The organism is Serpens gallinarum, from assembly GCF_014836765.1.
GTDB classification, from domain to species: Bacteria; Pseudomonadota; Gammaproteobacteria; order Pseudomonadales; family Pseudomonadaceae; genus Serpens; species Serpens gallinarum.
Map to the genome: position 1 here is coordinate 125,281 of NZ_JACSQG010000004.1, position 23,776 is coordinate 149,056.

Annotated in this window: 23 protein-coding genes; 6 read left to right on the top strand and 17 right to left on the bottom strand. The window is 60.5% G+C overall.

The features are described 5' to 3' along the window. Positions 1 to 81: 81 nt before the first annotated feature. From H9642_RS09865 to H9642_RS09885, 5 genes are all read right to left on the bottom strand, one after another. Positions 82 to 846, bottom strand: a complete 765-nt coding sequence (locus H9642_RS09865) for a CHAD domain-containing protein (protein ID WP_251836270.1) — start codon at positions 844 to 846, stop codon at positions 82 to 84. Then, the gene (locus tag H9642_RS09870) at positions 833 to 2,860 is read right to left on the bottom strand and encodes a transglutaminase TgpA family protein (RefSeq protein WP_251836271.1); all 2,028 of its coding nucleotides are present in this window, start codon (positions 2,858 to 2,860) and stop codon (positions 833 to 835) included. Before H9642_RS09870 ends, H9642_RS09865 begins: the two co-directional genes overlap by 14 nt. Continuing rightward, complete coding sequence (locus tag H9642_RS09875; RefSeq protein ID WP_251836272.1) at positions 2,857 to 3,834, bottom strand: DUF58 domain-containing protein; 978 nt, start codon at positions 3,832 to 3,834, stop codon at positions 2,857 to 2,859. The genes H9642_RS09870 and H9642_RS09875 overlap by 4 nt, the downstream gene beginning before the upstream one ends. Beyond that, positions 3,834 to 4,751 (bottom strand): AAA family ATPase, encoded by a 918-nt coding sequence (locus H9642_RS09880; RefSeq protein WP_251836273.1) that lies wholly within the window; start codon positions 4,749 to 4,751, stop codon positions 3,834 to 3,836. Before H9642_RS09880 ends, H9642_RS09875 begins: the two co-directional genes overlap by 1 nt. 104 nt (positions 4,752 to 4,855) lie before the next feature. Beyond that, positions 4,856 to 5,134, bottom strand: coding sequence for a hypothetical protein (locus H9642_RS09885; protein WP_251836274.1), 279 nt, complete (start codon positions 5,132 to 5,134; stop codon positions 4,856 to 4,858). Positions 5,135 to 5,317: 183 nt separating this feature from the next. Between H9642_RS09885 and H9642_RS09890 the strand changes: the two genes are divergently transcribed. Further along, the gene (locus tag H9642_RS09890) at positions 5,318 to 6,328 is read left to right on the top strand and encodes a patatin-like phospholipase family protein (RefSeq protein ID WP_251836275.1); all 1,011 of its coding nucleotides are present in this window, start codon (positions 5,318 to 5,320) and stop codon (positions 6,326 to 6,328) included. Between the two features lies 1 nt (position 6,329). Here the strand turns inward: H9642_RS09890 and H9642_RS09895 are convergent, their stop codons facing one another. From H9642_RS09895 to H9642_RS09940, 10 genes are all read right to left on the bottom strand, one after another. Next, entirely contained in the window at positions 6,330 to 7,388 is a 1,059-nt protein-coding gene (locus H9642_RS09895; protein WP_251836276.1) for an AI-2E family transporter, read from the bottom strand. Positions 7,389 to 7,591: 203 nt separating this feature from the next. Next, positions 7,592 to 8,395: a DUF4892 domain-containing protein gene (locus H9642_RS09900; RefSeq protein WP_251836277.1), complete on the bottom strand. Its 804-nt coding sequence runs from the start codon at positions 8,393 to 8,395 to the stop codon at positions 7,592 to 7,594. A gap of 7 nt (positions 8,396 to 8,402) precedes the next feature. After that, a complete protein-coding gene (locus tag H9642_RS09905) occupies positions 8,403 to 9,071 on the bottom strand; it encodes a glutathione S-transferase family protein (RefSeq protein ID WP_251836278.1) in 669 nt (222 codons plus the stop codon). A 51-nt stretch (positions 9,072 to 9,122) separates the two neighbouring features. Further along, positions 9,123 to 9,986: an alpha/beta hydrolase gene (locus H9642_RS09910; RefSeq protein WP_251836279.1), complete on the bottom strand. Its 864-nt coding sequence runs from the start codon at positions 9,984 to 9,986 to the stop codon at positions 9,123 to 9,125. After that, positions 9,983 to 10,783, bottom strand: coding sequence for an alpha/beta fold hydrolase (locus H9642_RS09915; protein WP_251836280.1), 801 nt, complete (start codon positions 10,781 to 10,783; stop codon positions 9,983 to 9,985). The genes H9642_RS09910 and H9642_RS09915 overlap by 4 nt, the downstream gene beginning before the upstream one ends. A 182-nt stretch (positions 10,784 to 10,965) precedes the next feature. Beyond that, a complete protein-coding gene (locus H9642_RS09920) occupies positions 10,966 to 11,409 on the bottom strand; it encodes a hotdog fold thioesterase (RefSeq protein WP_251836281.1) in 444 nt (147 codons plus the stop codon). Between the two features lie 26 nt (positions 11,410 to 11,435). Continuing rightward, positions 11,436 to 13,097, bottom strand: a complete 1,662-nt coding sequence (locus tag H9642_RS09925) for an AMP-binding protein (protein ID WP_433962691.1) — start codon at positions 13,095 to 13,097, stop codon at positions 11,436 to 11,438. 110 nt (positions 13,098 to 13,207) lie between these two features. Next, the gene (sixA, locus tag H9642_RS09930) at positions 13,208 to 13,669 is read right to left on the bottom strand and encodes a phosphohistidine phosphatase SixA (RefSeq protein WP_251836282.1); all 462 of its coding nucleotides are present in this window, start codon (positions 13,667 to 13,669) and stop codon (positions 13,208 to 13,210) included. After that, positions 13,666 to 14,013: a DUF4389 domain-containing protein gene (locus tag H9642_RS09935; RefSeq protein ID WP_251836283.1), complete on the bottom strand. Its 348-nt coding sequence runs from the start codon at positions 14,011 to 14,013 to the stop codon at positions 13,666 to 13,668. Before H9642_RS09935 ends, sixA begins: the two co-directional genes overlap by 4 nt. An 88-nt stretch (positions 14,014 to 14,101) precedes the next feature. Continuing rightward, positions 14,102 to 15,124 carry an NAD(P)H-dependent glycerol-3-phosphate dehydrogenase gene (locus H9642_RS09940; RefSeq protein WP_251836284.1) on the bottom strand — a complete coding sequence of 341 codons (1,023 nt, stop codon included), beginning with the start codon at positions 15,122 to 15,124 and terminating at the stop codon, positions 14,102 to 14,104. Between the two features lie 140 nt (positions 15,125 to 15,264). Here H9642_RS09940 and H9642_RS09945 point away from each other — a divergent pair, with 140 nt between their 5' ends. The 5 genes from H9642_RS09945 (at position 15,265) to fabB (ending at position 22,034) form a co-directional block, all read left to right on the top strand. After that, entirely contained in the window at positions 15,265 to 17,268 is a 2,004-nt protein-coding gene (locus H9642_RS09945; RefSeq protein WP_251836285.1) for a TonB-dependent receptor plug domain-containing protein, read from the top strand. A 5-nt stretch (positions 17,269 to 17,273) separates the two neighbouring features. After that, entirely contained in the window at positions 17,274 to 18,185 is a 912-nt protein-coding gene (locus H9642_RS09950; protein ID WP_251836286.1) for an ABC transporter substrate binding protein, read from the top strand. Next, positions 18,182 to 20,110 (top strand): response regulator, encoded by a 1,929-nt coding sequence (locus H9642_RS09955; protein WP_251836287.1) that lies wholly within the window; start codon positions 18,182 to 18,184, stop codon positions 20,108 to 20,110. The genes H9642_RS09950 and H9642_RS09955 overlap by 4 nt, the downstream gene beginning before the upstream one ends. 176 nt (positions 20,111 to 20,286) lie before the next feature. Next, a complete protein-coding gene (fabA, locus tag H9642_RS09960; protein WP_251836288.1) occupies positions 20,287 to 20,802 on the top strand; it encodes a 3-hydroxyacyl-[acyl-carrier-protein] dehydratase FabA in 516 nt (171 codons plus the stop codon). Between the two features lie 11 nt (positions 20,803 to 20,813). Next, the gene (fabB, locus tag H9642_RS09965) at positions 20,814 to 22,034 is read left to right on the top strand and encodes a beta-ketoacyl-ACP synthase I (RefSeq protein ID WP_251836289.1); all 1,221 of its coding nucleotides are present in this window, start codon (positions 20,814 to 20,816) and stop codon (positions 22,032 to 22,034) included. A 78-nt stretch (positions 22,035 to 22,112) separates the two neighbouring features. Here the strand turns inward: fabB and H9642_RS09970 are convergent, their stop codons facing one another. Both H9642_RS09970 and H9642_RS09975 read right to left on the bottom strand, forming a co-directional pair. Continuing rightward, positions 22,113 to 22,550: a DUF6306 domain-containing protein gene (locus H9642_RS09970; protein WP_251836290.1), complete on the bottom strand. Its 438-nt coding sequence runs from the start codon at positions 22,548 to 22,550 to the stop codon at positions 22,113 to 22,115. Between the two features lie 15 nt (positions 22,551 to 22,565). Continuing rightward, the gene (locus H9642_RS09975) at positions 22,566 to 23,564 is read right to left on the bottom strand and encodes an NAD(P)H-dependent flavin oxidoreductase (protein WP_251836291.1); all 999 of its coding nucleotides are present in this window, start codon (positions 23,562 to 23,564) and stop codon (positions 22,566 to 22,568) included. Positions 23,565 to 23,776: the final 212 nt, after the last annotated feature.

Consider the following 23,776-nt stretch of genomic DNA (forward strand, 5'->3'; position numbering starts at 1 on the left):
TGTTCCGGCAACGCTAGCGGACTCAGTCGCCTCGACCAACAGGCACCTATGCCAAACAGGATGGGGAATCAGCAATCACGCTTAACGCGGCAAGACCCGCTGCAGGCGTACCAAAGCGCGCTCAGCCTGCTGCTCGGCAGTGGCAAGTTGCACCTGCCAGGCGGCGCAACAGATGCGCAGATCAGGTTCGACCTTGGCACGTTCCAGCCATTGCCAGCGATCATGCCATTCGCCCAGTAACGCTTGCGCGCGCTGCAGGGCCTTGGCCGCCTTGTACGGGATTCCCGCATGCCTGGGGTAGGCTTGCGCGCCGTAGCGCACCCGCTTGATCAACAGGCGCAAACGGTGAGGGTCATGGTCAGCGTCATGCAGCGCTTCGGCCAGACGATGGCGCTCCCGAGCCAAGCGCTTGTCGACGCGAGGACCGAGCGGTGGCAAGAGCCGGTTGCGCTCAGCGGTACGCCACAGCGCCGGCCAGGCCGCCAGAATGGCCTGCAATTGTTGTAACGGCTCACCACGCAAGAGCCGGCGATAGCCTTTTTCCAGCTCGGCTCGGCGCCAGTGGACCGCCTCGTGATGCGCCCACTTGTCCAGCTCGACCAGCAAGACTTCCCGCTCACGCAGCGGGCCACTCACCTCACCCAGCACCTTGGCAGCTTGTTCCAGCACCTCGACACCGGGCAAGCCACGCAGCGGGCGCAACAGACTGCGCAACTTGCGCAAGGCAATACGCATATCATGCAGTGCCTCGTCATCCGTACCCGCCGCCAAACGTGCTTGGCACGCCTGCAGTCGAATCTGGGTTCGGATCACTTCGGCGATCAGCTCATCGCTAAAGGACGCCATGATTCTTTCTCCGCCATTCATGTCGGGGCAAACCCGCCCCGACATGCCAGGGCAGGCTACGCCGTACGCGGCGCAGGGCCATGCGCATTTGGCCGACCGCTACCTGCTCGCCGGCATACCGCTGAGCCTCGAACACCTCCATGAAGGCCAGAATCGCTTCCGCCTGCTCCGGCAGCGCCGCAGCTGCACGCTGAGCATAGGTGCGCACGCCTTCCCCCGGTTGCCTGGCCACACCCCGCCGGGCGAGCAGCCGTTCGAAACGGGTCAACAGGCGCAACGATACATCCGCTTTGCGCTGCCACGGCTTGAACAAGCCGAGCGCCAGCAGCCCCAGCAATAACGCGCCGCCGCCCAGCAACGGCCAACCGATCTGACGTAATTCGAAACCGCCGAACCAGCGCTGCAACAAGCGCAACTGCAGCTCAGCCTGGTAGCCCAGCACCCAGCGTTGCCAGCCATAGTTGGCCCGGTCCCAATTTAGCCGCAGTCCATTGAGCCAGCCGACATCGCGGTAGCGCAGCAGGCTTAGCGGGGCGTCCTCCAGAAAACTCTGCTCCTCGACCAGCGCCTCTTCCAGCCCGTACTCGATACGTTCCGGCGCTACCTGAAATGTTGGGTCGATACTCAGCCAACCCTGCCCCGGCCGCCAATATTCAACCCAGGCATGGGCATCGAACTGGCGAACGGCCAGGTAGTTGCCCGCCGCGTTGTACTCACCACCGTGATAACCGGCGACCATACGCGCGGGAATGCCAGCGGCGCGCAGAACGAACGTCATGGCCCCGGCGAAATGCAGACAAAAACCCTGGCGGCTGGCGAACAGGAAGTCATCGATGATGTGCACACCCACCGGCGGCGGACGCAGCGTGTAGCCGTAAGGCTCTCGGTTGAAGTGCACCAGCAAGGCCTCAACCAGCGCCGTGGGGTCGGGATGATCCCGGCGCAATTGCTCGGCCCAGGCTCGTGTCTGCGGATTGCCTGACAGCGGCAATTGCAAGGTGCGTTGCTGCATGGCAGGCGATAGCGTCGGCTCTCGCAAGGCCGCAGGCCAGGACGTCACGTCGTACAACAGTGCCTGTTCCACGGGTCGATAGTGCTCAAGACGAAAATCCTCATACATGCGCACGCGCGGCAGCGGTGACTGCGGCACATCCAGGGCGAACAGCCAGGGCTTGCCGCTGGGCTGCATCACAATGCTGTATTGCAGAGCCTCGCCACGCTTGCTCCAGCCCGGTTCAGGGGCCGAAAACCCCGAAGGCGTCTTGCTCCACTCACGCCCATCGAACTGGTCCAGGGTTAGCGCCCGCCAGTACAACTGGTCACGCGCCGGCACCGCACCCTCGAAACGGGCCCGAAATACCAGGGCATCGGAACGGCCAAGCTCAACGATATCCCCCGGCGCCATACGGTCCGACAATCCGGTCACGCCTTGCTGGCTCGCCTGTGGCAGTGACCAGATCGGACCAAGGCGGGGAAAGAATACAAACAGCAAAAGCATCAAGGGCAAGGCCTGCAGCAACAGGCTCCCCGCCAGGCGCAGCGTGGCCCAGGGCCGTTCGCCGTCGCCTTCGTGCAAGCCGATCAAGGCCGCCAACAGGGCGGTGACCGGCAACAGACTATACAGCGCGGCAAACATGCTGCTCTGGAACAGATAACCGGTGACTACGGCGAAAAATCCGAGGTAAATGACAATCAGCGCATCACGCCGGCTGTGCATCTCCACAAGTTTGAGAATAAAGGCGGCAATCAGCAGCGCGCTGGCCACTTCCATGCCAATACGGCCTCCGCTGAACAGATAGACCCCAACAGCCGAGCCCAGCAGCAATACGAGCTTGGTTCGGGCCGTGGGAAAGGTGGCGCGCATACGAAAGATTTGCACGCGCCACGCCGCGCAGCCCAGCCATAGCGCCGCCAGCCAGACCGGCAACTGAGTCAGAAAAGGGGCAAGGACCAGCAGTTGCGCAACCAACAGCCACACCAGGCTGATGCGCGGGATGCCGCCCGCCCCGCTCATGGCCTGTCCTCTCTGCTGCCATACAGCGCCAACGCGCGCAAACACACCTCACGATGCCCGTCACCACGGTCCGGGCCTAGCGTCACGCCCGGCAACCGCAAACAGAAGCGCAATCCTTGTTCAGACAGTTCCAGCACGCCCTGGCACAAACGCGACAAGCACTCCTCCAGCGGCCCGCTGAGGGTTTGTAAATCCAACAGCCATTCTTCGCCCGTTTCCTCGGCGAAGGCTTTTACCAGCAGGCCCTGACCGCGGGAAAACGCTTTCCAGTGCAAGCGCCGCTGGCCATCGCCGGGCTGATAAGTACGCAATCCCTGGAAGTCGTCACAGCCTTCGGCCTGCAACTGACTGCCCTGGCTTCCCTCGCCAGCGCCCCGCCTGCCGGGTAAGACGCCAACCACGGGCTGCGGATACACCAGCACCCGCTGTTGTAGATCAACCCAGCTCCAGGCCACCAGCAAGCCCAGCGGAAAACGGCTCTCCACCCGTATTCGCGGTGCGACCAGCCAGCCCCGGCGTGACGCGGGCAAGCGCAGATCGCAGTCCGTCTGCCCGAGGGCAGGGACATGCCAGGTTCCTTGCCTGGCGTGGCTCCAGCCCAGACTCACCGCTCGATGGCTGCGTGCCCCAGCCTGCAGTACGACTCGTATACGTGCCTGTGTCCCGGCAAACACGGCCGGGGCCGATCCGGCGCTCAACTGCAGGCCAGACAGGTTGCGGTAGGTGTGCAGGATGGCCACGACAAACACCGAGGCGAGCAGAAAGGTGAGCGCATAAGCCAGACTGTGCTGGTAGTTGATCGCCAGCAGCAGCATCAACAACAGCACTCCGGCAAAGGCCACGCCGGCGCGACTGGGCAGGATGAAAATGCGCCGCTGGTTCAGGCGCACCTGTCGGGCTGCTGGAATACGTCGCGCCAACCAGCGATCGCCGCGTATGCGCACCTGTTTTGCAAAGGTGGATTCGCCGGCCATCAGACGGCCGGGACGTAATCAAGCAGCCAGCGCACCAGCCCGCCACCATCCTGTTCGCCCTGCTGCGCACGCTCCCGCAGACGATGCCCCGCCACAGCCGGCAGAACCGCCTGGACATCCTCGGGAATCACATAGTCACGCCCGGCCAGGTAGGCCCATGCGCGCGCGGCGCCGAGCAAGGCCAGGCTACCGCGCGGCGACAGTCCGCAGGCGAACTGCGACTCGCGGCGGGTCGCCTCGGCCAGACGCAGCACATAGTCCACCAGGGCATCGCTGACCCGCACCAGGGCCACGCTTTCCTGGACGCGGGCCAGCTCGGCATGGTCCAGCAACGCTTGCAGGCGTGGCAGCAAATCGCGTCGTGCGGTGCCGAGCAGCAAGGCCCGCTCTGCAGAGCGGGCCGGATAGCCTAGCGACAAGCGCATCAGAAAGCGATCGAGCTGCGATTCAGGCAAGGCGAACGTGCCGCCCTGGTTCGCGGGGTTTTGCGTGGCGATGACAAAGAACGGCTGCGGCAATGCGCGAGTCGCCCCTTCAATGGTCACCTGGCCTTCTTCCATCGCCTCGAGCAAGGCGCTCTGGCTCTTTGGCGTGGCGCGGTTGATTTCATCGGCCAGAACCAGCTCAGCGAAAATCGGTCCCGGATGGAAGATGAATCCCCCACTGGCCTTGTCGAATACCGAGGTGCCGAGAATATCGCCGGGCAGCAAATCGGAGGTGAACTGGATACGCTGGAATTCCAGGCCCAGAACCCGCGCGAGCGCGTGGCTAAGCGTGGTTTTGCCCATGCCGGGCAGGTCCTCGATCAGCAGATGCCCACGAGCCAGTATGCAGGCCAGAGCCAGACGCACCTGTGGCTCCTTGCCCAATATCACCTCATTGATCGCCGCCAGGCAGCTTTCCAATTGTGCGCGCATGCAGCCTCCTCAGTGAACGGCCGATGCTACTGGCCGCTGCAGGCCGCGCAAAGCGCCCCGGGCTGCTACCGGCCATTCCTGTGAACCAGGTTGCGCTTCGCTTACTAGCGCCCCTCGCGGGATTCGCGAATATAGAACCGGGCTTTTTCAGCTTTCTCGGCACACCCCTGGAAGGCTTCGAACTGCTGCTGGGTTTTCGCCGCCGTCAGCAAGGACACCGCCTTGGAATAGCTGACGCTGCCCGCGAAGCCTTCTACCTTAGCGATATCCAGCTCCTTCCAGGCGGCATCCAGATGATTGGCGCAACTGTCACGATACGAGGTTTTCGCCGCGCAGCCACCCAAGGCAACGGCGAACAGTGCCACACTGATCCAGACGTTCACTGGTCATGTCTCCGCGCTCAGGTACCACGCTGAGTCTAGGTCTGTTCCCCATTTCGGCGCGAATGTCCTTGCGCAGCCGTAAGTAAAACGGGAACGACCCTAGCCCTTGCCCATAACTCTCAGCGCCCTGCTTGGCGCGATACGTTCGGACGCGTATCGTCTTTTTGAAATAAGGAGGTAAGCATGTCGAAACGAGTTGCCCTGGTACTGGGCTCAGGTGGGGCAAGGGGTTATGCGCATATCGGCGTGATCGAAGAACTGGAGTCGCGGGGCTATGAAATTGGCTGCATTGCCGGGTGCTCGATGGGCGCCGTGGTCGGCGGCATCTATGCTGCTGGAAAATTGCCCGAATACCGGGCCTGGACCGAAAGCCTGGATTACCTCGATGTGCTGCGCCTGATGGACGTGAGCTTTTCACTGGGCGCCCTGCGTGGCGACAAGGTCTTCGGCAAGATCCACAGCATGCTCGGCGAAATCAATATTGAAGATCTGCCGATCCCCTATACCGCGGTGGCCACCGACCTCACCAACCAGCAGGAGCTGTGGTTTCAAGAAGGCAGCCTACACCAGGCGATGCGCGCCTCGGCAGCCATTCCCAGCCTGTTCACGCCGGTGATGCAGGGCAATCGCATGCTGGTGGACGGTGGCCTGCTCAATCCGTTGCCTATCGTGCCGGTGGTCTCAAGCCATTGCGACCTCATCGTGGCCGTCAACCTCAACGCCTCGGGGCAAGCCCGCTATAACTTGCCAGTCATCGAACGTCCTCCCGCCATGACCAAACGGATGGATGCTGTGCTTAGGCGCTTGCCCTTCCTACGCGGCAATGGACTCAACGGCAATGGCCACCAGGGAGCAGCAGAGCTGTCCTCTGCGACGCCCCCCGAGGACGCGCACCCCGAAGCCCAGCAGCCTGCCGCCGCGCCCGAGCGCGCCGGCGCACCCAAGTCGGCCAGCGGCTCGCGCATTGTCGATCAGGTGGGGCCGGCTTCATTATTGGACTTGATCAACCAGAGCTTCGAGGTCATGCAGACCTCCCTCGCCCAGTACAAGATCGCGGGCTACCCCCCGGATGTGCTGATCAACATTCCCAAGCGGGTGTGTCGCTTCTTCGAGTTCTACAAAGCCCAGGAGTTGATTGTCCTGGGCCGGCAGATCGCCAGCGATACGCTGGATCGTTATGAGACGAAGCACTGACTTACGGCCGCGGGTTCTGCGACTCCGGCTCTGCCTTGCTCACCCAGTCGTGCAACAGGCTGTAAGCGACCGCCAACAGGGTCGGCCCCAGGAACAATCCCATGAAGCCGAAGGCCAGGAGACCGCCGAAGACCCCGAGCAACACCACCACCAATGGCAGGTTGCCGCCTCGGCTGATCAGATAAGGCTTGAGCACGTTGTCCACGCCGCTGATCACGAAGGTGCCCCAGATGGCCAGGAAGAGTGCCATGCCATACGCCTCCTGACTGACCAGCCAGGCTGCCGCCGGAATCCACACCAGCGGCGGCCCCATGGGAATCAGGCTGAACACAAAAGTGAGCACGCCGAGAATCAGGACACCCGGCACTCCGGCAATCCAGAAGCCGATCGCCGCCAGCGTACCCTGCGCCGCAGCCGTGCCGATCACACCATTGACCACCCGCTGCACGGTGCCGGCGACAAGATCCAAGTAGTGGTCAGCCCGTGCGCCAATCAACCGTTCCAGCATGCTATGGATGAATGCCGCCAGGCGCGGGCCATCGCGATAGAAGAAGAACACCAGAACCAGGCTCAATGCCAATTCCAGCACGCCGCCGGCGATTTGCGCGCTGCGCGCCAACAGCCAGTTGCCGACTCGACCGACATATGGACGCACAGTGTCAAACAACGCCGCCCCTTGGGCATCCAGGTCGAGCCAGGTTTCCGCCAGCCAGTCGCCAATGAGCGGCACATCTACCAGCCAGGTCGGCATGGTGGGCAATCCGGCACCCTTCAGGTCATTGATCAGGCCCGTGACATCACGAATGTGATCGGCCAGGTTGAACCCCAGCATGACCAGGGGGACCGCTACCAGCAGCATCCAGCCGGCAGTAAGTAACCCGGCGGCAGCGGTTTCCCGGCCCGGCAGCAAGCGAGTGAGCAGGCGCATCAACGGCCAGCTGGCAAATGCCAGGACCGCAGCCCAGAACAAAGCCGACCAGAACGGCGTCAGGACCCAGATACAGGCGCCCAGCAAACCCAGGAGAAGAATTTGTACCAACAAGCGGTCATTGTTCAGCATCGCATAGGGGACCTGCGCACGTGGGCGTCAACGGCAATAAGGGAAGAATCGCGGACGGCCAGGAAGGCCGCCCATGACAAGATACGGAGTCTACACAGTGTGCTCGGCTATTTTCCGGACCTCTTGCCAGGCCGTTGAAAAATATGCCAAAGCGGCTGCTCGGCGCTTGACAAGTCTGTTGGGTTGCCGAGGATTTCAGCCCATCAACGCAACAACTCGACGTGCAGGCCATCGCCGGAGGTTTTGCCCACTTCCAAGCGGGTAGTCAGAACGCCCCGAGCCACCAGAGCATCGCGCCAGGCCGCTGAATTACTGCCGGACAGTCGGACGCGGGCGGTGGAATCCAGGTTGAGCATCCGCACCAGCACCTCTACCCAGGTCTGGTTCGGCTCCCCTTCCAGCAACCCCAGATCCAGCTCACCCACTTCGCGCAGCTGCAATTGCAACGTGGCCGGTGTCGGCAACAACACACCCAGCTCGGCTTGTGCGTCCAGTCGTTCGGCATGCAGGTAGGCGCGGCGGTTGCCACGGGTAATCGCATAGAGCGCTATAAGGCTGTCCTCCTTGGGCTCGGCCAGCCGCAACAGCGCATAGGCTTGCTGCCCATCAGGGCCATACAAGGTGGCATTACCGAAGACCGAATTGGCCCACAGGCTGCTGGAGCCGCAGTCGCGCGCCTCGCACCAGTAGAGCAAATGCGCGCCCTGCTCCATCAAAGCCAGACGGGCAGCTGTGAAGGCCTCTTTCGAAGCGCCCTCGGTGGGCAAGCGATAGGTGACTCTGGTCAAGTCGCCCTGGGCTGTCACGGCGCGCTCGTAACGCAAGCGGCCACTGATACGGCTGATCGAGCTTTGCGGGTATAGCCGCTCTTCGCTGGCCTGGTGAGTGAAATCGACGATTTCCGCGCGAGGATACCGCGGCAGCTCATCCAGATCGTGACTGCCCGGTACGTCGGCCAGCAGGGAAACGCTATACAAGGCCGAAGCCATCACTAGGAAAAGACGCATTCGGCCCTCAGCGCATTAACATGGTTTGGGCAGATTTCACCTGCGCTTCTTCGTTGCCGCGATCACTGCGCGGGGGTATTTCCAGGCCGCGCTGCACCGCCGGGCGAGTTGCCAGAGCGCTCATCCAGCGTCGCAGATGCTCGAGACCGTCGACCGACACACCGGCCCATTCATGCATGCTGACCCAGGGATAGGTGGCGATATCGGCAATGGTGTAGTCACCGGCCAGGTATTCGACCTGGGCCAGACGCCCATCCAGTACCTGGTACAAACGCCGCGTCTCGTGCTGGTAACGCTCGATGGCGCTCGGCAGTTTTTCCGGAAAGTAGCGGTAAAACACGTTGGCCTGGCCCTGCATGGGTCCGACGCCGCCCATCTGGAACATCAGCCACTGGATGACCGTCGAACGACCTTTCACATCGGCGGGCAATAGACGTCCGGTTTTTTCCGCCAGGTAGAGCAGAATCGCGCCAGACTCAAAGACCGCAAAGTGGTCGTTGTCACGATCGACAATGGCCGGAATACGGCCATTGGGGTTGATCTTCAGGAATTCCGGCGCCTTTTGTTCCTGCTTGTCGAAACTCAATATATGGGTTTCATAGGCAAGCCCCAGTTCTTCCAGGGCAATGGAAACCTTGTGGCCATTGGGCGTGGCGGCGGTGTACAGATCGATCATTGGAGCTCTCCCGTGGCAATGTGCCCAGCCTCGCCACTTGCCACGGGCAAGTCAAGGCGCCTGGAAAGCGCGATTGAAACAGTCTGCTACCGATTGCGCGCCAGCCTCATCATCCAGATGCAGATGATGCCCCCCGGCCAGGCGGTGCACGCTAAGGGGCAGATGCTCCAGCCAGGCAAGTAACAGCGGCTCGCCGCTCAGCATGCCCTGCTCGGCGAGGACGAGATCGACCGGACATTGCAGCGCTTCGACAAACGCCCGCGCGTGGGCACGGGTCAGCCGCAGCGGGCTGGGTAAAGTCAGTCGCGCATCGGTGCGCCAGGTATAACCGCCGGCGGTCGGCATCAATCCGCGACCCGCCAACAGCTCGGCGGCTTCGCGGCTTACGGCGCCGACACCCTGCATGCGAGCATCCACGGCACGTTCGATCTGGGCATATACCGGTTTGCGCTTGGCGCGCAGGTCGAGCTGCGCTTGCAAGGCTTCGCCGAGCTTTTCAGGGGCGCGGTCCGCTTCGCCGACATAGGGCACCAGGCCATCGATCAACGCCAGGCGCTCGATGCGCTGGGGCATGGCGGCGGCCAGCAGAACGGACACGATGGCACCCATGGAATGTCCAAGCAGGGAAAAGCGCTGCCAGCCCAATTGTTCGGCGACCATCAGCACATCGAGTGCGTAATCCCAGAGCAGGTAGCTCGCGCCCGGCGCGCGGTGCCCGGAATGACCGTGGCCGGCAAAATCCAGCGCCACGATGCGCAGCCCCTCCAACTTCGGCGCCAAGCGATGGAAGGTGGCGGCATTATCCAGCCAGCCATGCAGAGCCAATACGGGTTTACCGTCTTCCGGGCCATACAGATGAGCCGCCAGTTCGATATGCGGCAGGTTTAAACGAATTTCCTCGACCTTGGCACTCATGGTGTTGCTCTCTCGTCAGTCCAGCGTTGGAACAGGCCACGAATCAGCTCGGCGGTTGCCTGCGGTTGCTCCAGGGGAAACATGTGTCCGCCCGGCAGTGACAGCGATTCGCCTTTGGGCATACGCCGCACCTGGCGTATCTGGTGCGGCATCACGGTACGGCTTTGGCGCCCGCGGACCATGGCCAGCGGCACAGCCAAGTGCGGTGCGCGGCCAGGATTGCTATGGGGCACGCTGCGATAGATACCGATTTCAGTGGCAGGATCAAATTTCAAGCGCAGTCCCTGCTCGCAGGGAGTCAGGCCATGGCGAACGTAGTCTTCCAAGCAGTCGGGATCGAAACGCCTGAACAAACGCTTGCCGGCAAAATAAGCCTGCGCCTCGGCGTGATCAGCAAAGGCTTCGCGCCGGCCCAGGGTACGCCCTGCCGGCGTCAGTCGATCAATGAAGCCAAAACGCTTGGCCGCGCGCACCAGCCAACGGTCAGGCAGGGTCAGCAATGGTGAATCAAGCAGCACCAGGCCCCGATAGAGCTCCGGGCGGCGTAACGCTGCGTGATAGTGCAGCACGCCCCCCAGCGAATGACCCACGCCCCACACAGGCTCATCCAAGGGTTCCAGGTGATAGAGCAGCTCGGCAACCAGATTTTCCCAATTGTCATTCACCGGGAAGCGTGGATCGTGAGCGTGCTGCGCCAGATGATGGACGCGATAGTCCGGTTCCAGGGCGGCAAACAGCTTGCCGTAGGTGGCTGAGGGAAAACCGTTGGCATGGGCAAAGAACAGGGTGTCAGACATGAGGAATGGCCACTGGCAGTCGAAGGCGAATTGTCAGCAGTGACGTTCGACGCAACAACGACCATAAGCGCCCATCAGCAGGGCTCTATGGCCAAAATGCGCCGGCAAGGCCATCACTGGCTGCCAATCCAGCGTCAACCACCGGGTTACATGTGCACCTTCGGCCAAATCCCCCTTCCACATCATGTCTTTGGCGGCGCTTCTCCATGGGGGACAACAGCAACAGTCAGCCGTGAAATACAGCTGGCTTTGCGGTCCTCGCCGCTCAGACGGATATCCCACACATGGGTCGTACGGCCCAGATGCACCGCCCGCGCCACGGCCGTCACCCGACCGCTGCGCAGGCCGCGCAGGTGATTGGCATTCACCTCCAGGCCGACGCAGTAAAAGCGCTCGGGATCGATACACAGGTAACTGGCCATCGAGCCTACCGTTTCCGCCAGCACGACCGAGGCGCCGCCATGCAGCAGGCCATAAGGTTGATGGGTGCGCTTATCCACCGCCATGCTGGCGGTGAGGGTCTCGTCATCGAACGCCTCGAAACGGATATCCAGCACTTCACCTATGGTGTTTTCCAACGCCGCAGTGAGTTGCTCAGGATTGGGGGTTTGACGCCAAATCGCCATGGGAACGCTCCTGTGTGTGCGACTTATCAGATTTCATCATGCCAATGAACCAGCGTGCCGTACTCCATCCATTCGTGGAAACGTGGCCCGTAGACGCCTTCAATTACGGCCCGCTTGATTTTCAGGGTGGGAGTAAGAAAGCCGTTCTCCACCGCCCATACGTCATCGATCACAATAAGCGCACGCAATCTCTCGTGCTTATCGAGGCTGTCATTGATCCTTTCCAGCAACTCCACCAAGCTGCCCTGCAACGACTCTCGCAGCTCTTTGCGCCCGGCCTCGGACAATACGCACAACGCGATCGGCTGCGGCAGGCCATCACCCACCACGCACACCTGTTCGATCTCCGAATGTGCCGCCAGGCGATTCTCGATGGGCGCCGGCGCAACGTACTTGCCCTTGCTGGTCTTGAAAATTTCCTTGATTCGTCCGGTCAGGCGCAGGTAACCGTCGCCGTCCTGTTCGCCCTTGTCGCCGGTGCATAGGAAGCCATCCTCGGTGATGGTTTCTGCGGTCAGTTGCGGTTGCTTGTAATAACCTTGGGTGACGGAGCCGCTGCGCACCTGAACTTCACCCTGTTCACTGATGCGTACGTCCACACCGGGATTGCTCTGGCCGATCCAGCCGGATTTACGGCTCCCCGGCCGACCCACGTGGGAATAACCGCAGTTTTCGGTCATGCCATAGACTTCGAGTATTTCCAGGCCCAATCGCTGATACCAGTCCACCAGCGCATCCGGCACCGGCGCCCCGCCGGACATGGCATAGCGCACCGCATCAAGGCCCAAGCCGGCCAGCACCTTGCGCGCCATCACCCGTCCCAGGAACGGGATCTTCAGCAGGCGATCAAGTTTCTTGGGCGGCATCTTGCTGAACACACCCATCTGGAATTTGCCCCAGATACGGGGAACACCGAAGAATACCGTGGGCCGAGCGCGGCGAATATCGTGAACGAAGGTGTCCAGGCTTTCGGCAAAGAAAATCGATTGCCCCGCGTAGATCGATACCATTTGTACGAACATGCGTTCGGCCACATGGCACAGCGGCAGATAGGACAACACCCGGTCATCGGCGCCTACATCGAATAGTTCCACGGCCTGGCTGCCGGTGTAGCCGAAGTTGGCGAAGGTGTGCATCACCCCTTTGGGCATGCCGGTGGTGCCGGAGGTATAGATGATCGTGGCTAACTGGTCGGCCGCTGGCTGCGGGTTGTCGCTGATAGGCTCAAATGCTTGCAGATCGCTCCACAGGCTGTCGAAACGACCCGCTGGGCGCAACGGCAGACCTACCGTGGGCACACCTTCCGGAACGCCGCCGGACATGGCTGGCCAATCATCCAGCTTGCCGATAAAAGCCAGCACGCTTTCCGAATGCTCAAGTATCTGACGGACCGATTCGGCCGTGAGGTTGGGGTACAACGGCACCGACACATGCCCCGCCATCCAGATCGCCAGGTCGGCAATAATCCAGTGTGCGCAGTTTTTCGAGATGATTGCGATGCGACTGCCCGGTTCCAGCTCCTGGGCGCGCAACCAGGCTGCGGCACGTCGAGCCTGATTCCCGACCTGGGCCCAGCTCAATTCTTCGATCTGCCCTCCGACTTGCGGCTGGACCATGTAGCGTTTATGGGGATGAGTGGTTTCACGCTGAAAAAACGCGTCGAGCGGCAATCGTTGCACCATAGCCACGAGGATTCCTCCTTTTTTATTTTTATAAAGCAACCAAGCACTTGCTTGGTCGAATATTCCACGCAGGAGGCGTTTGTGCAAGCGGCACGCAACAAGGTTGCTGCCGTCAATCAGCAGTGAGGGTGATGCAGATGGCTCAGAATCAGCCCTCCGGCCAGTATCATTTCTCCTTCCAACCCAGCCAGACTTCCCGTTTGCATGGGCAGTGGCGCTTGGCGATGCCCATGCATCAGAAGGCCGGCCAACCCGCCCACCAACGGCTGATGGCTGACCAGCAGAAGTTCGTCTTCTTGGCGTTCGGCCAACCTATCCAGCGCATGCCTGACGTCGCTGTCGGGCGTCAGCCAGTCATGGATTTCAATGATGCCGCGATAATCCAGCGCCTGGCAGACCCTATCCGCTGTTTGTCGGGCGCGCACAAAAGGGCTGACCAATATGGCCTGCAAGGGTCGACCCAACAGCTGACCGGCACTGTCGAGAGCCTCCTTGCATCCATGCTGCGTCAGTACACGCAACGCATCGCGCGGCGCCTGTTGTACCGCCTGGCCATGGCGCATCAACCACAGCTTCATGGCTTGGGCTGCGCCTCGGCAGCCTGTGCAGGAGCAGGAGTCACGGCTGGCTCGGTTTCGCACTGCGGTTCACGGGGAGCAGGCCAGTCGGCAAAGGGCCACGGCTTGATCTCGCTGTGGAAGGTCCCGAAGCGGCCAATTTGCGCCAGGTACTGGCTCAGGCTGTCGCCAAAATCCATGACGCTGCGCTTGGGCGCGCCCTTTACCAGCCTGAAACCCAACTGGACCAGCACCACGCCGAGTAGCAGCAGTTCAGCCAGCTGCCAGACAATCATGAAAAACACCATCCAGAGGATGCGCAGCAGCAGCGCTTCGCGCTGCAGTTCGGCTTTGGGGTCTTGCATGGAAAAAACTCCTAATAGATGACTGTCAGCACATTGCACGCTCCGGCAGGCACTTTGTGTGAACTACCCGCCGAGCTTCTACGGCCGGCTAAAAACCGCTGGCTGAAATGAAATCCACATCCGTTTTGGGTTCACCACTCATCAGAGCCTCGATGACCTGTTCCAGTGTACGTCCCTCGAACAAAATGGCATGCAGGCCGGTCACCAGCGGCATATAGACCTGCAACTCATCGGCCTTGGCCTTGAGGACCTTTATGGTATTTACCCCCTCGGCCACTTCGCCGATACGCCCAACCGCGTTTTCCAGGCTCAAGCCTTCGCCTAGCGCATGGCCCACTTGATAATTGCGGCTCTTGGGCGAGGAGCAGGTGACAATCAGGTCACCCACGCCGGCCAGGCCCAGGAAGGTCATCGGGTTAGCGCCCAGGTTCACGGCGAAGCGGGTCATCTCCGCCAAGGCGCGGGTGATCAGCATGCTTTTGGTGTTTTCACCCATACCCAGGGCCGCAGCCATGCCGGACATGATCGCGTAGACGTTTTTCAATGCGCCACCCAGCTCGACACCGAAGCGGTCTCGGCTGGCGTAGACGCGAAACGTCCGCCCGTGCAGGGTTTCCTGCACCTTACGGCACAGTGCCTCGTCTTCGCTGGCAATCACCGAAGCAGTCAGCGCATGCTCGGCCACTTCGCGCGCCAGATTCGGGCCCGATAGCACGCCGATGCGCGCATCCGGGGCGATTTCCTCAAGGATCTGGCTCATCAGCTTGAAGCTCTGCGCCTCGATGCCCTTGGTGGTACTCACCAGCATTTTCCCGGTCAACGCTTCGCAAACCGGCTGCAGGGCCTGGCGCAAGGCACTGGACGGCAGCGCCACAAATACCAGCTCGCAGGCGGCGAGCGTGGCTGGCAGATCACTGGTCGGTTGAACGCCGTCGAGGATCCTTACCCCTTTCAGATAACGCGGGTTCTCGCGGTTGCTACGAATCGCCTCGGCCTGCTCAGGATCGCGCATCCACAGATGCACAGCCTGGCCGTTTTCCGCCAGCAGATTGGCTATGGCCGTTCCAAAGCTGCCGCCGCCGATCACTGCTATGGGTTGTTGTACTGTCATTCGTTTCCATCTCCAGCCACCGGGTGGCAATACCGGGCATTATACGGTGACAACCTGCCACGACCAGCCACTGGCCTACCGGAAAAAACCATCGGACTCGGTTAACATGCCCGCCTGTTTTTTTGGCCTGAGCTCTCCCCTTGCCCAACCACGCATTGCGCCTCGCTTCCCTTGTGTTCGGCCTGTCAGCAAGCAGTCTGGCTGGCGCCTATGAATTGTTTCTCGATAACCCGCCGCTTCCCGAGGTTCTCACCGCCACGCGCCTGCATCAGGCCCCCGCGGCGGTGCCGGGCAGTATCAGCGTAATCGATCGACAGTTGATCCAGGCCAGCGGCGCGCGGGAGCTGACCGAACTGCTGCGTCTGGTGCCGGGGATGCTTGTTATTCCGGAAGGCAGTGCCACTAATGTTAACTACCACGGAGGCCTGGGCGCGGGCGCGCGGCGCCTGCAAGTTCTGGTGGATGGTCGCTCGGTGTATCGCCCGGCGCTGGCGCAGGTCGACTGGGTGGACATTCCCGTGGCGCTGGAAGATATCGAGCGCATCGAGGTGTTTCGTGGCCCCAACACGGTCAGCTATGGAGCCAACGCTCTGCTGGGCGTGATTAATATCATTACTCAGAAACCGAGCGACAGTCAGGGTAGCCGGCTGTCCTACACCACCGGTAAGCGGGGCATCGAAGACTGGTACGCCCGGCAGGGTTTCGGCTGGGAAAACGGCGCCATGCGCGTCTCACTCTCGGGATTCGATCATGATCGCTTCGACTTGGATCGTCGTGGCAATGACTTTCCCGATAGTCAGCGCCTGTCGCGCTTTAATCTACGTGCCAATCATGAGCTGAATAGCCAACATTCCTTTGACTGGCAACTGGCGTTGAAGGACGGTATTAATCAAGAGCCCAACTATGAACTCATCACGGGCGATGCTCTTTTCAAAAATCACGCAACCCATGAGGACGCAGCCATAGTTGCCGCGCAGGCACCACGAACTGAAATCCAAGCCCGCGACTACGCCGCCAGCCTACGCTGGAATCTCGACTTGTCTCCCCATCACAGCCTGTCTGTACTTGGCGCGGCGCAACATTGGGAACGCCTTCAGGAATGGCGTGCCTGCTTCGAAACGGGCCTGTCTGCCCCTGCATATTCCTGCGGCTTAATTAACAAGAACAGCCGGGAAACCCGCTACGACCTGGAAATCCAAGACATTCTCAGCCTATCGGACAACCTGCGTATTATCAGCGGTGCAGGCTATCGTCACGACGCAGTTGACTCGGAAACATTTTTCAACGGCTCACGCAGCAAGGACATTGTCAGATTATTCGGCCAGTTCGAGTGGTACATGAATCGTCACTGGCTACTGCAGGGCGGCGCCATGTACGAAGATGACAGCATGATCGGCGACTCGCTATCGCCGCGCCTGGCTCTCAACTACTTGTTCTATCCAGGCCATGGCCTTCGTGTGGTTTACTCCGAGGCGGTACGCTCGCCGGACATGTTTGAGGAAGCGGCCGATTGGCAGTTCTACATACGCGACCTCACTCCAGCCATCATGGGCCAGACAGCGATGTATTACCCGGCGCGCAGCAAAGTTTCTGGCGGCTTGGCGCAAGAACGGATCATTTCTCGGGAACTGGGTTACAACGGCCACTTTTCCAGCTTGGGCCTGCACCTTGATTTGCGCCTGTTTAACGAAGACATCACTGACCTGATCACCCACTGGCCTGAAATTGGCAATTTCAGCCCTGGCAATGACGACCGTCTGAGCTTCAAGGGCTGGGAAGCTGAAGGCGACTGGCGACTCGGTTTACGTGACCGCCTCCGGCTGAGCTACGCCTATATCGAATTCGAGGCTACCCATCACTACGATAGCGAGCTGACCCCGCGACACAGCGGTTCTTTGAGCTGGCTGCGTGACTGGAGCCGGGGCTGGAACAGCGGCCTGACTTACCTGGGAGCCAACAGCCTCAATACCCTGCGTTTCGAGCGAGTCGATTTACATGTTGCCAAGCGCCTGCAGGTCGGTTCGACCCAGACGACGCTAAGCGGTACCTGGCAGCAACGCCTCGACGACAACCACCTCGGAGGAAGAAACACCAATTACAGGCAGCGACATGTCTTCTGGCTGTCAGCGGGATTGGAAATCTAGCCGACATGCCAACATTTTCAGGGAAGAAACAAGTCAATCTATGCCTGCTTCTGGGGCTGATGCTCTGGCTAGCAACGGCCAGAGCGCTCGATATAACGGTTGCGGCCTATAGCAACGGCCCGGCCATGCAGGCGTTCATCGACAGCCTGACCGTAGCCAGGCCCCAGGACCGGGTGCGCTTTATCGCCACCCACGAACTGCCTTCCAGCGCGCAAATGAATCACGATAGCCGTCTGATTCTTATCGGTCCGCAATTACTCGACTGGAGGCAACGCTCCGTTCAAGGCCCTCCCACCATCGTGCTGCAAGTCAGCCGAGTACAGGCACGCAAGATTCTCGACAAGCGCGAACCGCCTGGCATCATTCTGCTCTGGAGCGATCCACCGCTTGCTCGCCAATTGAACCTGATTCGTGAAGCGCTGCCCCACGGCCAGCGAATCGGCGTGCTCTATGGCAATGACAGTGGCTTTTTGGTCAATGAGCTTCGCCAGGCCGCATCGGATCATGGACTCCAGATCAATGCCCAGTTCTGGCCCAACAGCAACGACACACGTCCGTTGCACCGGGTGCTCGATCACAGCGATGTGCTGTTCGGCCTGGATGACGCCCAACTGTACAATTCCTCTACCATCAAGACCCTGCTCCTGAGCAGTTATGGCCGGCGCATTCCCCTGATTGGCCCAACCGCCGCTTTTATCCGCGCAGGAAGCCTGGCCAGCACTTACAGCAATCAGGAAGACTGGCTGAAAAGCATCAATCAGTTGCTTGATCGCGATCCGCTAAGCTGGCCCGCCAGCATTTATCCCGAATCCTTCCAGATTATGCGCAACCTGCAAGTTGGCCGGTCGCTCGGCATTTCGCTCGGCGATAAACACGCTCTGGTCAACCGCCTGCAACACTTGGAGATCACCCCATGAGAAGCTGGGGAAAGGGTTGGTATCACAGCAATATTCACACCCATACTTTATTGGTCAGCTTGGTCCCGGCCCTGTTATTGGGCGTGGTGCTGACGTTGTATTTCACCTTTACCCGGCTGCATGAGCTGCGCATTGAGCTTAATGACACTGGCCAACTGATCGCTAACCAGTTGGCCCCGGCAGTAGAATATGGCGTCATCACCGGCAACGTGGCGGTACTCGACGGCCTTCTCAGGGCCACTCTGAGTACGCCTCATGTGCGCTATGTGGAAGTGTTCAATCGCCAGGATAGACTGCTGGCTCATGCGGGCACGCCCCCCACCGAGGCGGTGGATCGTCAGCTGTTTTTTCGGGCGCCAATCCGCCGACAAAAAATCCTCTTGCACGACCCCTTTCTGTTCCAGCCTGCTGCCAAGGCATCCACCAGCGACGATCAAGTGGGCTGGGTGAACGTCTACATGACCACCGATGCCGTTTCCCAACGCCAGCAACACTTGCTCCTGCGCGCCGGCCTCTTGGCCATATTCGCGCTGGCCTGCACGCTATGGCTGGCACGGCGCTTGGCAAGCAGCCTGTCCAAACCGATCAGTGCAATGGGCCGTGCGCTACAAGCCATCGAGAAAGGCGACTATGCGACGCCCTTGGCTGAGCCTCGCCAGCGGGAACTCGGCGACCTGAGTCGGCACATAAACCAGTTGGCTTCAGCCCTTGATCAGGCCAGCCAAGATCAGCGGCAGATCATTGGTGAGCTGGTCGAGGCGCGAGAGGAGGCTGAAGCAGCCAACCGCACCAAGTCAGAATTTCTGGCCATGATGAGCCACGAACTGCGAACCCCGATGAATGGCGTGCTGGGCATGTTGCAGCTGCTGGAAACCACTGACATGAACTGTGAACAGGCTGAATACACAGCGCTGGCCAACCAGTCCACCGAACATCTGCTCAGAGTGATCAACGATATCCTCGACTTTTCACGCCTCGAGCGCGGCGCTCTGCACTTTGAATCCATTCCTTTCAAGCTGGAAGAGTTGCTTCAAGACACGCTACAAGCCTTCCGGCACTCCGCCTACAAACAACAGCTGAGCTTGGCGCTCACCGCGCAACCGAGCTTGCAAGGCCTGGAAGTCTACGGAGACCCAACGCGCATTCGGCAAATTCTGGTCAATCTGCTGGGTAATGCGTTGAAGTTCACCGAGAGTGGCGGCGTACAAGTGGACGTTCGCTGGCATGCGCTAAACGAGCAACAGTTGTACCTTCGTTGCGCGGTGCATGACACAGGTATCGGCATTTCCAGTGAACGCCTGGAAAACATGTTCGATCCATTCCAACAAGCGGACAATTCGATCTCCCGTCGGTATGGCGGGACCGGGTTGGGACTGTCCATTGCACGCACGTTGGCAGAGGGAATGGCAGGCCGGCTATATGCTCAGAGTCAGCCGGAACAGGGCTCTACCTTCATCCTTGAACTGGAGTTGGCATTTGCGCAATCAGCGCAGCCGACACCCCCGCCCAGCACCCTGGAGCCACTGGGGCATGGCCAATCCGTACTGCTGGTGGAAGACAACCCGGTCAATCAGACCGTCATCGAGGCCATGCTGCGTAGCCTCGGTTATCAGGTGACAATGGCAGGCGATGGCTTGCAGGCCCTGCACTTGGCCGAGCATGGCCGCTTTGCGGTCATCCTGATGGACTGCCAGCTACCCGACCTGGACGGCTATACAACAACCCGACGCATACGTCAGTTGAGAGAACATTTCGCCACACCAATTATCGCCCTGACTGCCAGCGCCCAGCATGAAGACCGGGAGCGCTGCCTGGCTGCGGGGATGAACGATTATCTGGCCAAACCCTTCAAACGGACCGATTTGCATAAAATACTGCTGCACTGGCTTCCTTGCCCAACCAAAGCCGTTAGCGAGGAATGCTAAAGTAAGCCAAATACAAACAAGCTTGTGCACAGTTAAAGTGAACAACTGTACTCTGTTCGCTGTGACTTTCATCCCAAGCTGGATGTCTCTAAGGCTAAGCCGCCCAAGGGACTGCGCCGGCAGAACGCTTGACCCAGCACAGACTAAGTGCCAGGGGATTTTTTTGAGGAGCACGCATGACACAACAGAACGCATTCACTCGGGAAGAGTTGCTGCTTTGCAGCCGCGGTGAGCTGTTTGGCCCGGGTAATGCTCAACTGCCCGCTCCGAACATGCTGATGATCGACCGGATCACTCACATTACCGAGAACGGCGGCAAGTACGGCAAGGGTGAAATCGTTGCCGAGCTCGATATTCATCCAGACCTGTGGTTCTTCGGTTGCCATTTTGAAGGCGACCCGGTCATGCCAGGCTGCCTGGGCCTGGATGCCATGTGGCAACTGGTCGGATTTTTCCTCGGCTGGCAGGGCAACCCTGGGCGAGGCCGTGCGCTGGGCTCGGGCGAAGTGAAATTCTTCGGCCAAGTACTGCCTACCGCCAAGAAAGTTACCTACAACCTGCACATCAAGCGCACCATCAATCGCTCGCTGATCCTCGCCATCGCCGATGGTACTGTCAGCGTGGATGGCCGCGAAATCTACAGTGCCGAAGGCCTGCGCGTCGGTCTGTTCACCTCCACTGACAATTTTTGAAGGGTATCCGCATGCGTCGCGTCGTGATTACCGGTCTGGGCATCGTTTCCTGCCTGGGCACTGACAAAGCCTCTGTTTCCGCCAGCCTGCGCGAAAGCCGTCCGGGCATCCGTTTCAACCCGTCCTATGCCGAAATGGGCTTGCGCAGCCAGGTTTCCGGCTCGGTGGACCTGAACCTGGAAGAGCTGATCGACCGCAAGGTCTACCGGTTCATGGGCGACGCGGCGGCCTATGCCTATCTGTCCATGCAACAGGCCATTGCAGATGCCGGTCTGAGCGAAGAGCTGGTATCGAATACGCGTACCGGCCTGATCGCCGGCTCCGGCGGCGCATCCACCTTCAACCAGATGGAAGCCATGGACATCCTGCGCGAGAAAGGCGTCAAGCGCGTCGGCCCATACCGTGTACCGCGCACCATGGGCAGCACCGTTTCCGCCTGCCTGGCCACGCCCTTCAAGATCAAAGGCGTGAACTACTCGATCTCCTCTGCCTGCGCCACCAGTGCCCACTGCATCGGTAACGCCGTGGAACAAATCCAGCTGGGCAAGCAGGACATCGTCTTTGCCGGCGGCGGTGAAGAAGAGCACTGGAGCCAGAGCTTCCTGTTCGACGCCATGGGTGCACTGTCCACCCAGTACAACGAGACGCCGGAAAAGGCCTCCCGCGCCTATGACGCCAAGCGTGACGGTTTCGTCATCGCCGGCGGCGGCGGCATGGTGGTGGTCGAGGAGCTCGAGCACGCTCTGGCACGCGGCGCCAAGATCTACGCCGAGATCGTCGGCTACGGCGCCACCTCCGATGGCTACGACATGGTTGCCCCGAGCGGCGAAGGCGCGGTGCGCTGCATGCAGCAGGCACTCGCCACTGTCGACACACCAATCGACTACCTGAACACCCATGGCACTTCGACCCCGGTTGGCGACAGCGCCGAAGGCCGCGCGGTGCGTGAAGTGTTTGGCGACAAGGCACCGGCCATCAGCTCCACCAAGAGCCTGTCGGGTCACTCGCTGGGGGCAGCCGGTGTGCAGGAAGCCATCTACTGCATGTTGATGATGGAAGGTAACTTCATCGCCGGCTCGGCCAACATCGACGAACTGGACCCGGAAGTCGCCGACCTGCCGATCCAGCGCAAGACCGTCGAAAATGCCAAGATCGACACCATCATGAGCAACAGCTTCGGCTTTGGCGGTACCAATGCCACGCTGGTACTCAAGCGCTGGCAGGGCAAGTAAGCCCACCACGCCATGAACGTAAAAAGGCGCCTTGCAGGGCGCCTTTTTACGTTCAGAATGTGCAACCTACAGGAGTGGTTACCGCAGTTGCTCGAGCTGGGCCGCATAGTCGTCGCTATTTATTTCATGCGTATCCAGCACGGCTTGCAACTCCTGACGAATCTGCGGATGGGTAATCTCCACCAGCAACGCCTCCACTTTGCGAATAACCCATTTCTGCCCGCGATCTACCAGGGCCAGGCGTTCGCTCAGATCGGCAATCGCCATGCATTTCTCATAGAAAGCACCCCGTTCACGGCTCGGCTCGGCGCCCAGCAGCAGCACACAACCGCGCAACCGCCTGCAGCTGTCGGCCTCACCGCGATGCACCTGCTGCAGCACGCTGCGCTGTCGGTCTTTAGTGGCTTCCTTGAGGCTGGCGGCGGCGACCTGCGCACCGGCCCGCTCCGCGCTCAGCAATTCATTGAGTGCCTCGATCAACGTGTCACGCTCAATTCCCAGCGTTTGCGTCTGCATAACCTGCTCCTTGTGTCAGAACTGGTCAAAACGCCCCAGTACACATTCAGCCTGATGAACCAGTTGCTCCAGTCGCTCGGCGGCGCTGCAGATCTGGTGAATCTGCCCACAGGATTGGCCAGCATAAATCGGCATATCAGCCAATTTTCCTTGGGCACCCTTCAAGGGTGAATCGGTGGAGAACAGGTGGACCGGCCGGCCGTCCTGCTCACCGATCACAGGCGTTTCCCGCTTGGCGTACAAGACATCGTATTCGCCACGGGTTACCGCGTTGGGCAGTACCCGCACCGGGGCGGTCATTGGCCAATTGCGAAAGAAACGCTCGCTGAGCACGGTATCCCCAGCGCCCGCCTTCACCAGCTGCTGCTTGTGGTAGTCGTGGGCATTGGCCTCATGGGTAGCCAGGAACGCCGAACCGCAGCACACTCCCTGGGCACCCAGCGCCAAGGCGGCCACCAGCGCCTCGCCACTGGCGATCCCGCCACAGGCCACAACGGGAACCGAGCTGAAGCTAACGATTTCAGCCAGCAACGCCAAGCTGCCCGTCGTGCCCCAAACATGCCCGCCGGCCTCACTGCCCTGCGCGATCAGCGCATCCACGCCAGCCTCCAAGGCCTGTTCGGCATGGGCCCGAGCGGCAATCTGCTGCATGACCAGAACACCCTCGGCCTTGAGGAGGCGAATCAAGGCACTGTCCACATCCCAGAACAGCACGACGGCCGGCACCTTCAGCTCCAGGCAGGCGTGCACCTGGGCGCGCAGCAGCTCGGCCGGTGTCGCGGCGGGAATCAAGTTGACTGCAAAAGGCCGTTCGCTGAGCTGGCGATAGGCAGCCACTTCTGCGCGGATTCGGGCGACTGGCTCGCGCACCATACCCAGACAACCGAAGCCGCCGGCGTTACTGACGGCGGCCGCCAGTTGATGACGAGCCACGCCGCCCATTCCAGCGCACAAGACAGGCACGTCACAGCCCAATAGATCAATCAGGGCAGTGTGCAAGGCAGGATGGCTCATATCGCTCAGGCTTCATGAGTGGGCAGGCAGTCATCCTAACCGTCAGCCAGGCACAGGTAACAATGAAATTTACTGCTGCTTCAGTTCAGATTTATTGCATCGACCCTGCCAGGCCTTCCCGCGATAGAAGGCACGAACAGGACATTAAAGCGTTTGTATCAAAAATAATGAACCAATCGCTCATTATTATTAGTTTGTTGCGGCACTCCGGG

Excerpts from the sequence above, each read along its gene's own strand:
- H9642_RS09865 (WP_251836270.1), bottom strand. The coding sequence starts at position 846 with ATGGCGTCCTTTAGCGATGAGCTGATCGCCGAAGTGATCCGAACCCAG.
- H9642_RS09870 (WP_251836271.1), bottom strand. The coding sequence starts at position 2,860 with ATGAGCGGGGCGGGCGGCATCCCGCGCATCAGCCTGGTGTGGCTGTTG.
- H9642_RS09875 (WP_251836272.1), bottom strand. The coding sequence starts at position 3,834 with ATGGCCGGCGAATCCACCTTTGCAAAACAGGTGCGCATACGCGGCGAT.
- H9642_RS09880 (WP_251836273.1), bottom strand. The coding sequence starts at position 4,751 with ATGCGCGCACAATTGGAAAGCTGCCTGGCGGCGATCAATGAGGTGATA.
- H9642_RS09890 (WP_251836275.1), top strand. The coding sequence starts at position 5,318 with ATGTCGAAACGAGTTGCCCTGGTACTGGGCTCAGGTGGGGCAAGGGGT.
- H9642_RS09895 (WP_251836276.1), bottom strand. The coding sequence starts at position 7,388 with ATGCTGAACAATGACCGCTTGTTGGTACAAATTCTTCTCCTGGGTTTG.
- H9642_RS09900 (WP_251836277.1), bottom strand. The coding sequence starts at position 8,395 with ATGCGTCTTTTCCTAGTGATGGCTTCGGCCTTGTATAGCGTTTCCCTG.
- H9642_RS09905 (WP_251836278.1), bottom strand. The coding sequence starts at position 9,071 with ATGATCGATCTGTACACCGCCGCCACGCCCAATGGCCACAAGGTTTCC.
- H9642_RS09910 (WP_251836279.1), bottom strand. The coding sequence starts at position 9,986 with ATGAGTGCCAAGGTCGAGGAAATTCGTTTAAACCTGCCGCATATCGAA.
- H9642_RS09915 (WP_251836280.1), bottom strand. The coding sequence starts at position 10,783 with ATGTCTGACACCCTGTTCTTTGCCCATGCCAACGGTTTTCCCTCAGCC.
- H9642_RS09920 (WP_251836281.1), bottom strand. The coding sequence starts at position 11,409 with ATGGCGATTTGGCGTCAAACCCCCAATCCTGAGCAACTCACTGCGGCG.
- sixA (WP_251836282.1), bottom strand. The coding sequence starts at position 13,669 with ATGAAGCTGTGGTTGATGCGCCATGGCCAGGCGGTACAACAGGCGCCG.
- H9642_RS09935 (WP_251836283.1), bottom strand. The coding sequence starts at position 14,013 with ATGCAAGACCCCAAAGCCGAACTGCAGCGCGAAGCGCTGCTGCTGCGC.
- H9642_RS09940 (WP_251836284.1), bottom strand. The coding sequence starts at position 15,124 with ATGACAGTACAACAACCCATAGCAGTGATCGGCGGCGGCAGCTTTGGA.
- H9642_RS09950 (WP_251836286.1), top strand. The coding sequence starts at position 17,274 with ATGCCAACATTTTCAGGGAAGAAACAAGTCAATCTATGCCTGCTTCTG.
- H9642_RS09955 (WP_251836287.1), top strand. The coding sequence starts at position 18,182 with ATGAGAAGCTGGGGAAAGGGTTGGTATCACAGCAATATTCACACCCAT.
- fabA (WP_251836288.1), top strand. The coding sequence starts at position 20,287 with ATGACACAACAGAACGCATTCACTCGGGAAGAGTTGCTGCTTTGCAGC.
- fabB (WP_251836289.1), top strand. The coding sequence starts at position 20,814 with ATGCGTCGCGTCGTGATTACCGGTCTGGGCATCGTTTCCTGCCTGGGC.
- H9642_RS09970 (WP_251836290.1), bottom strand. The coding sequence starts at position 22,550 with ATGCAGACGCAAACGCTGGGAATTGAGCGTGACACGTTGATCGAGGCA.
- H9642_RS09975 (WP_251836291.1), bottom strand. The coding sequence starts at position 23,564 with ATGAGCCATCCTGCCTTGCACACTGCCCTGATTGATCTATTGGGCTGT.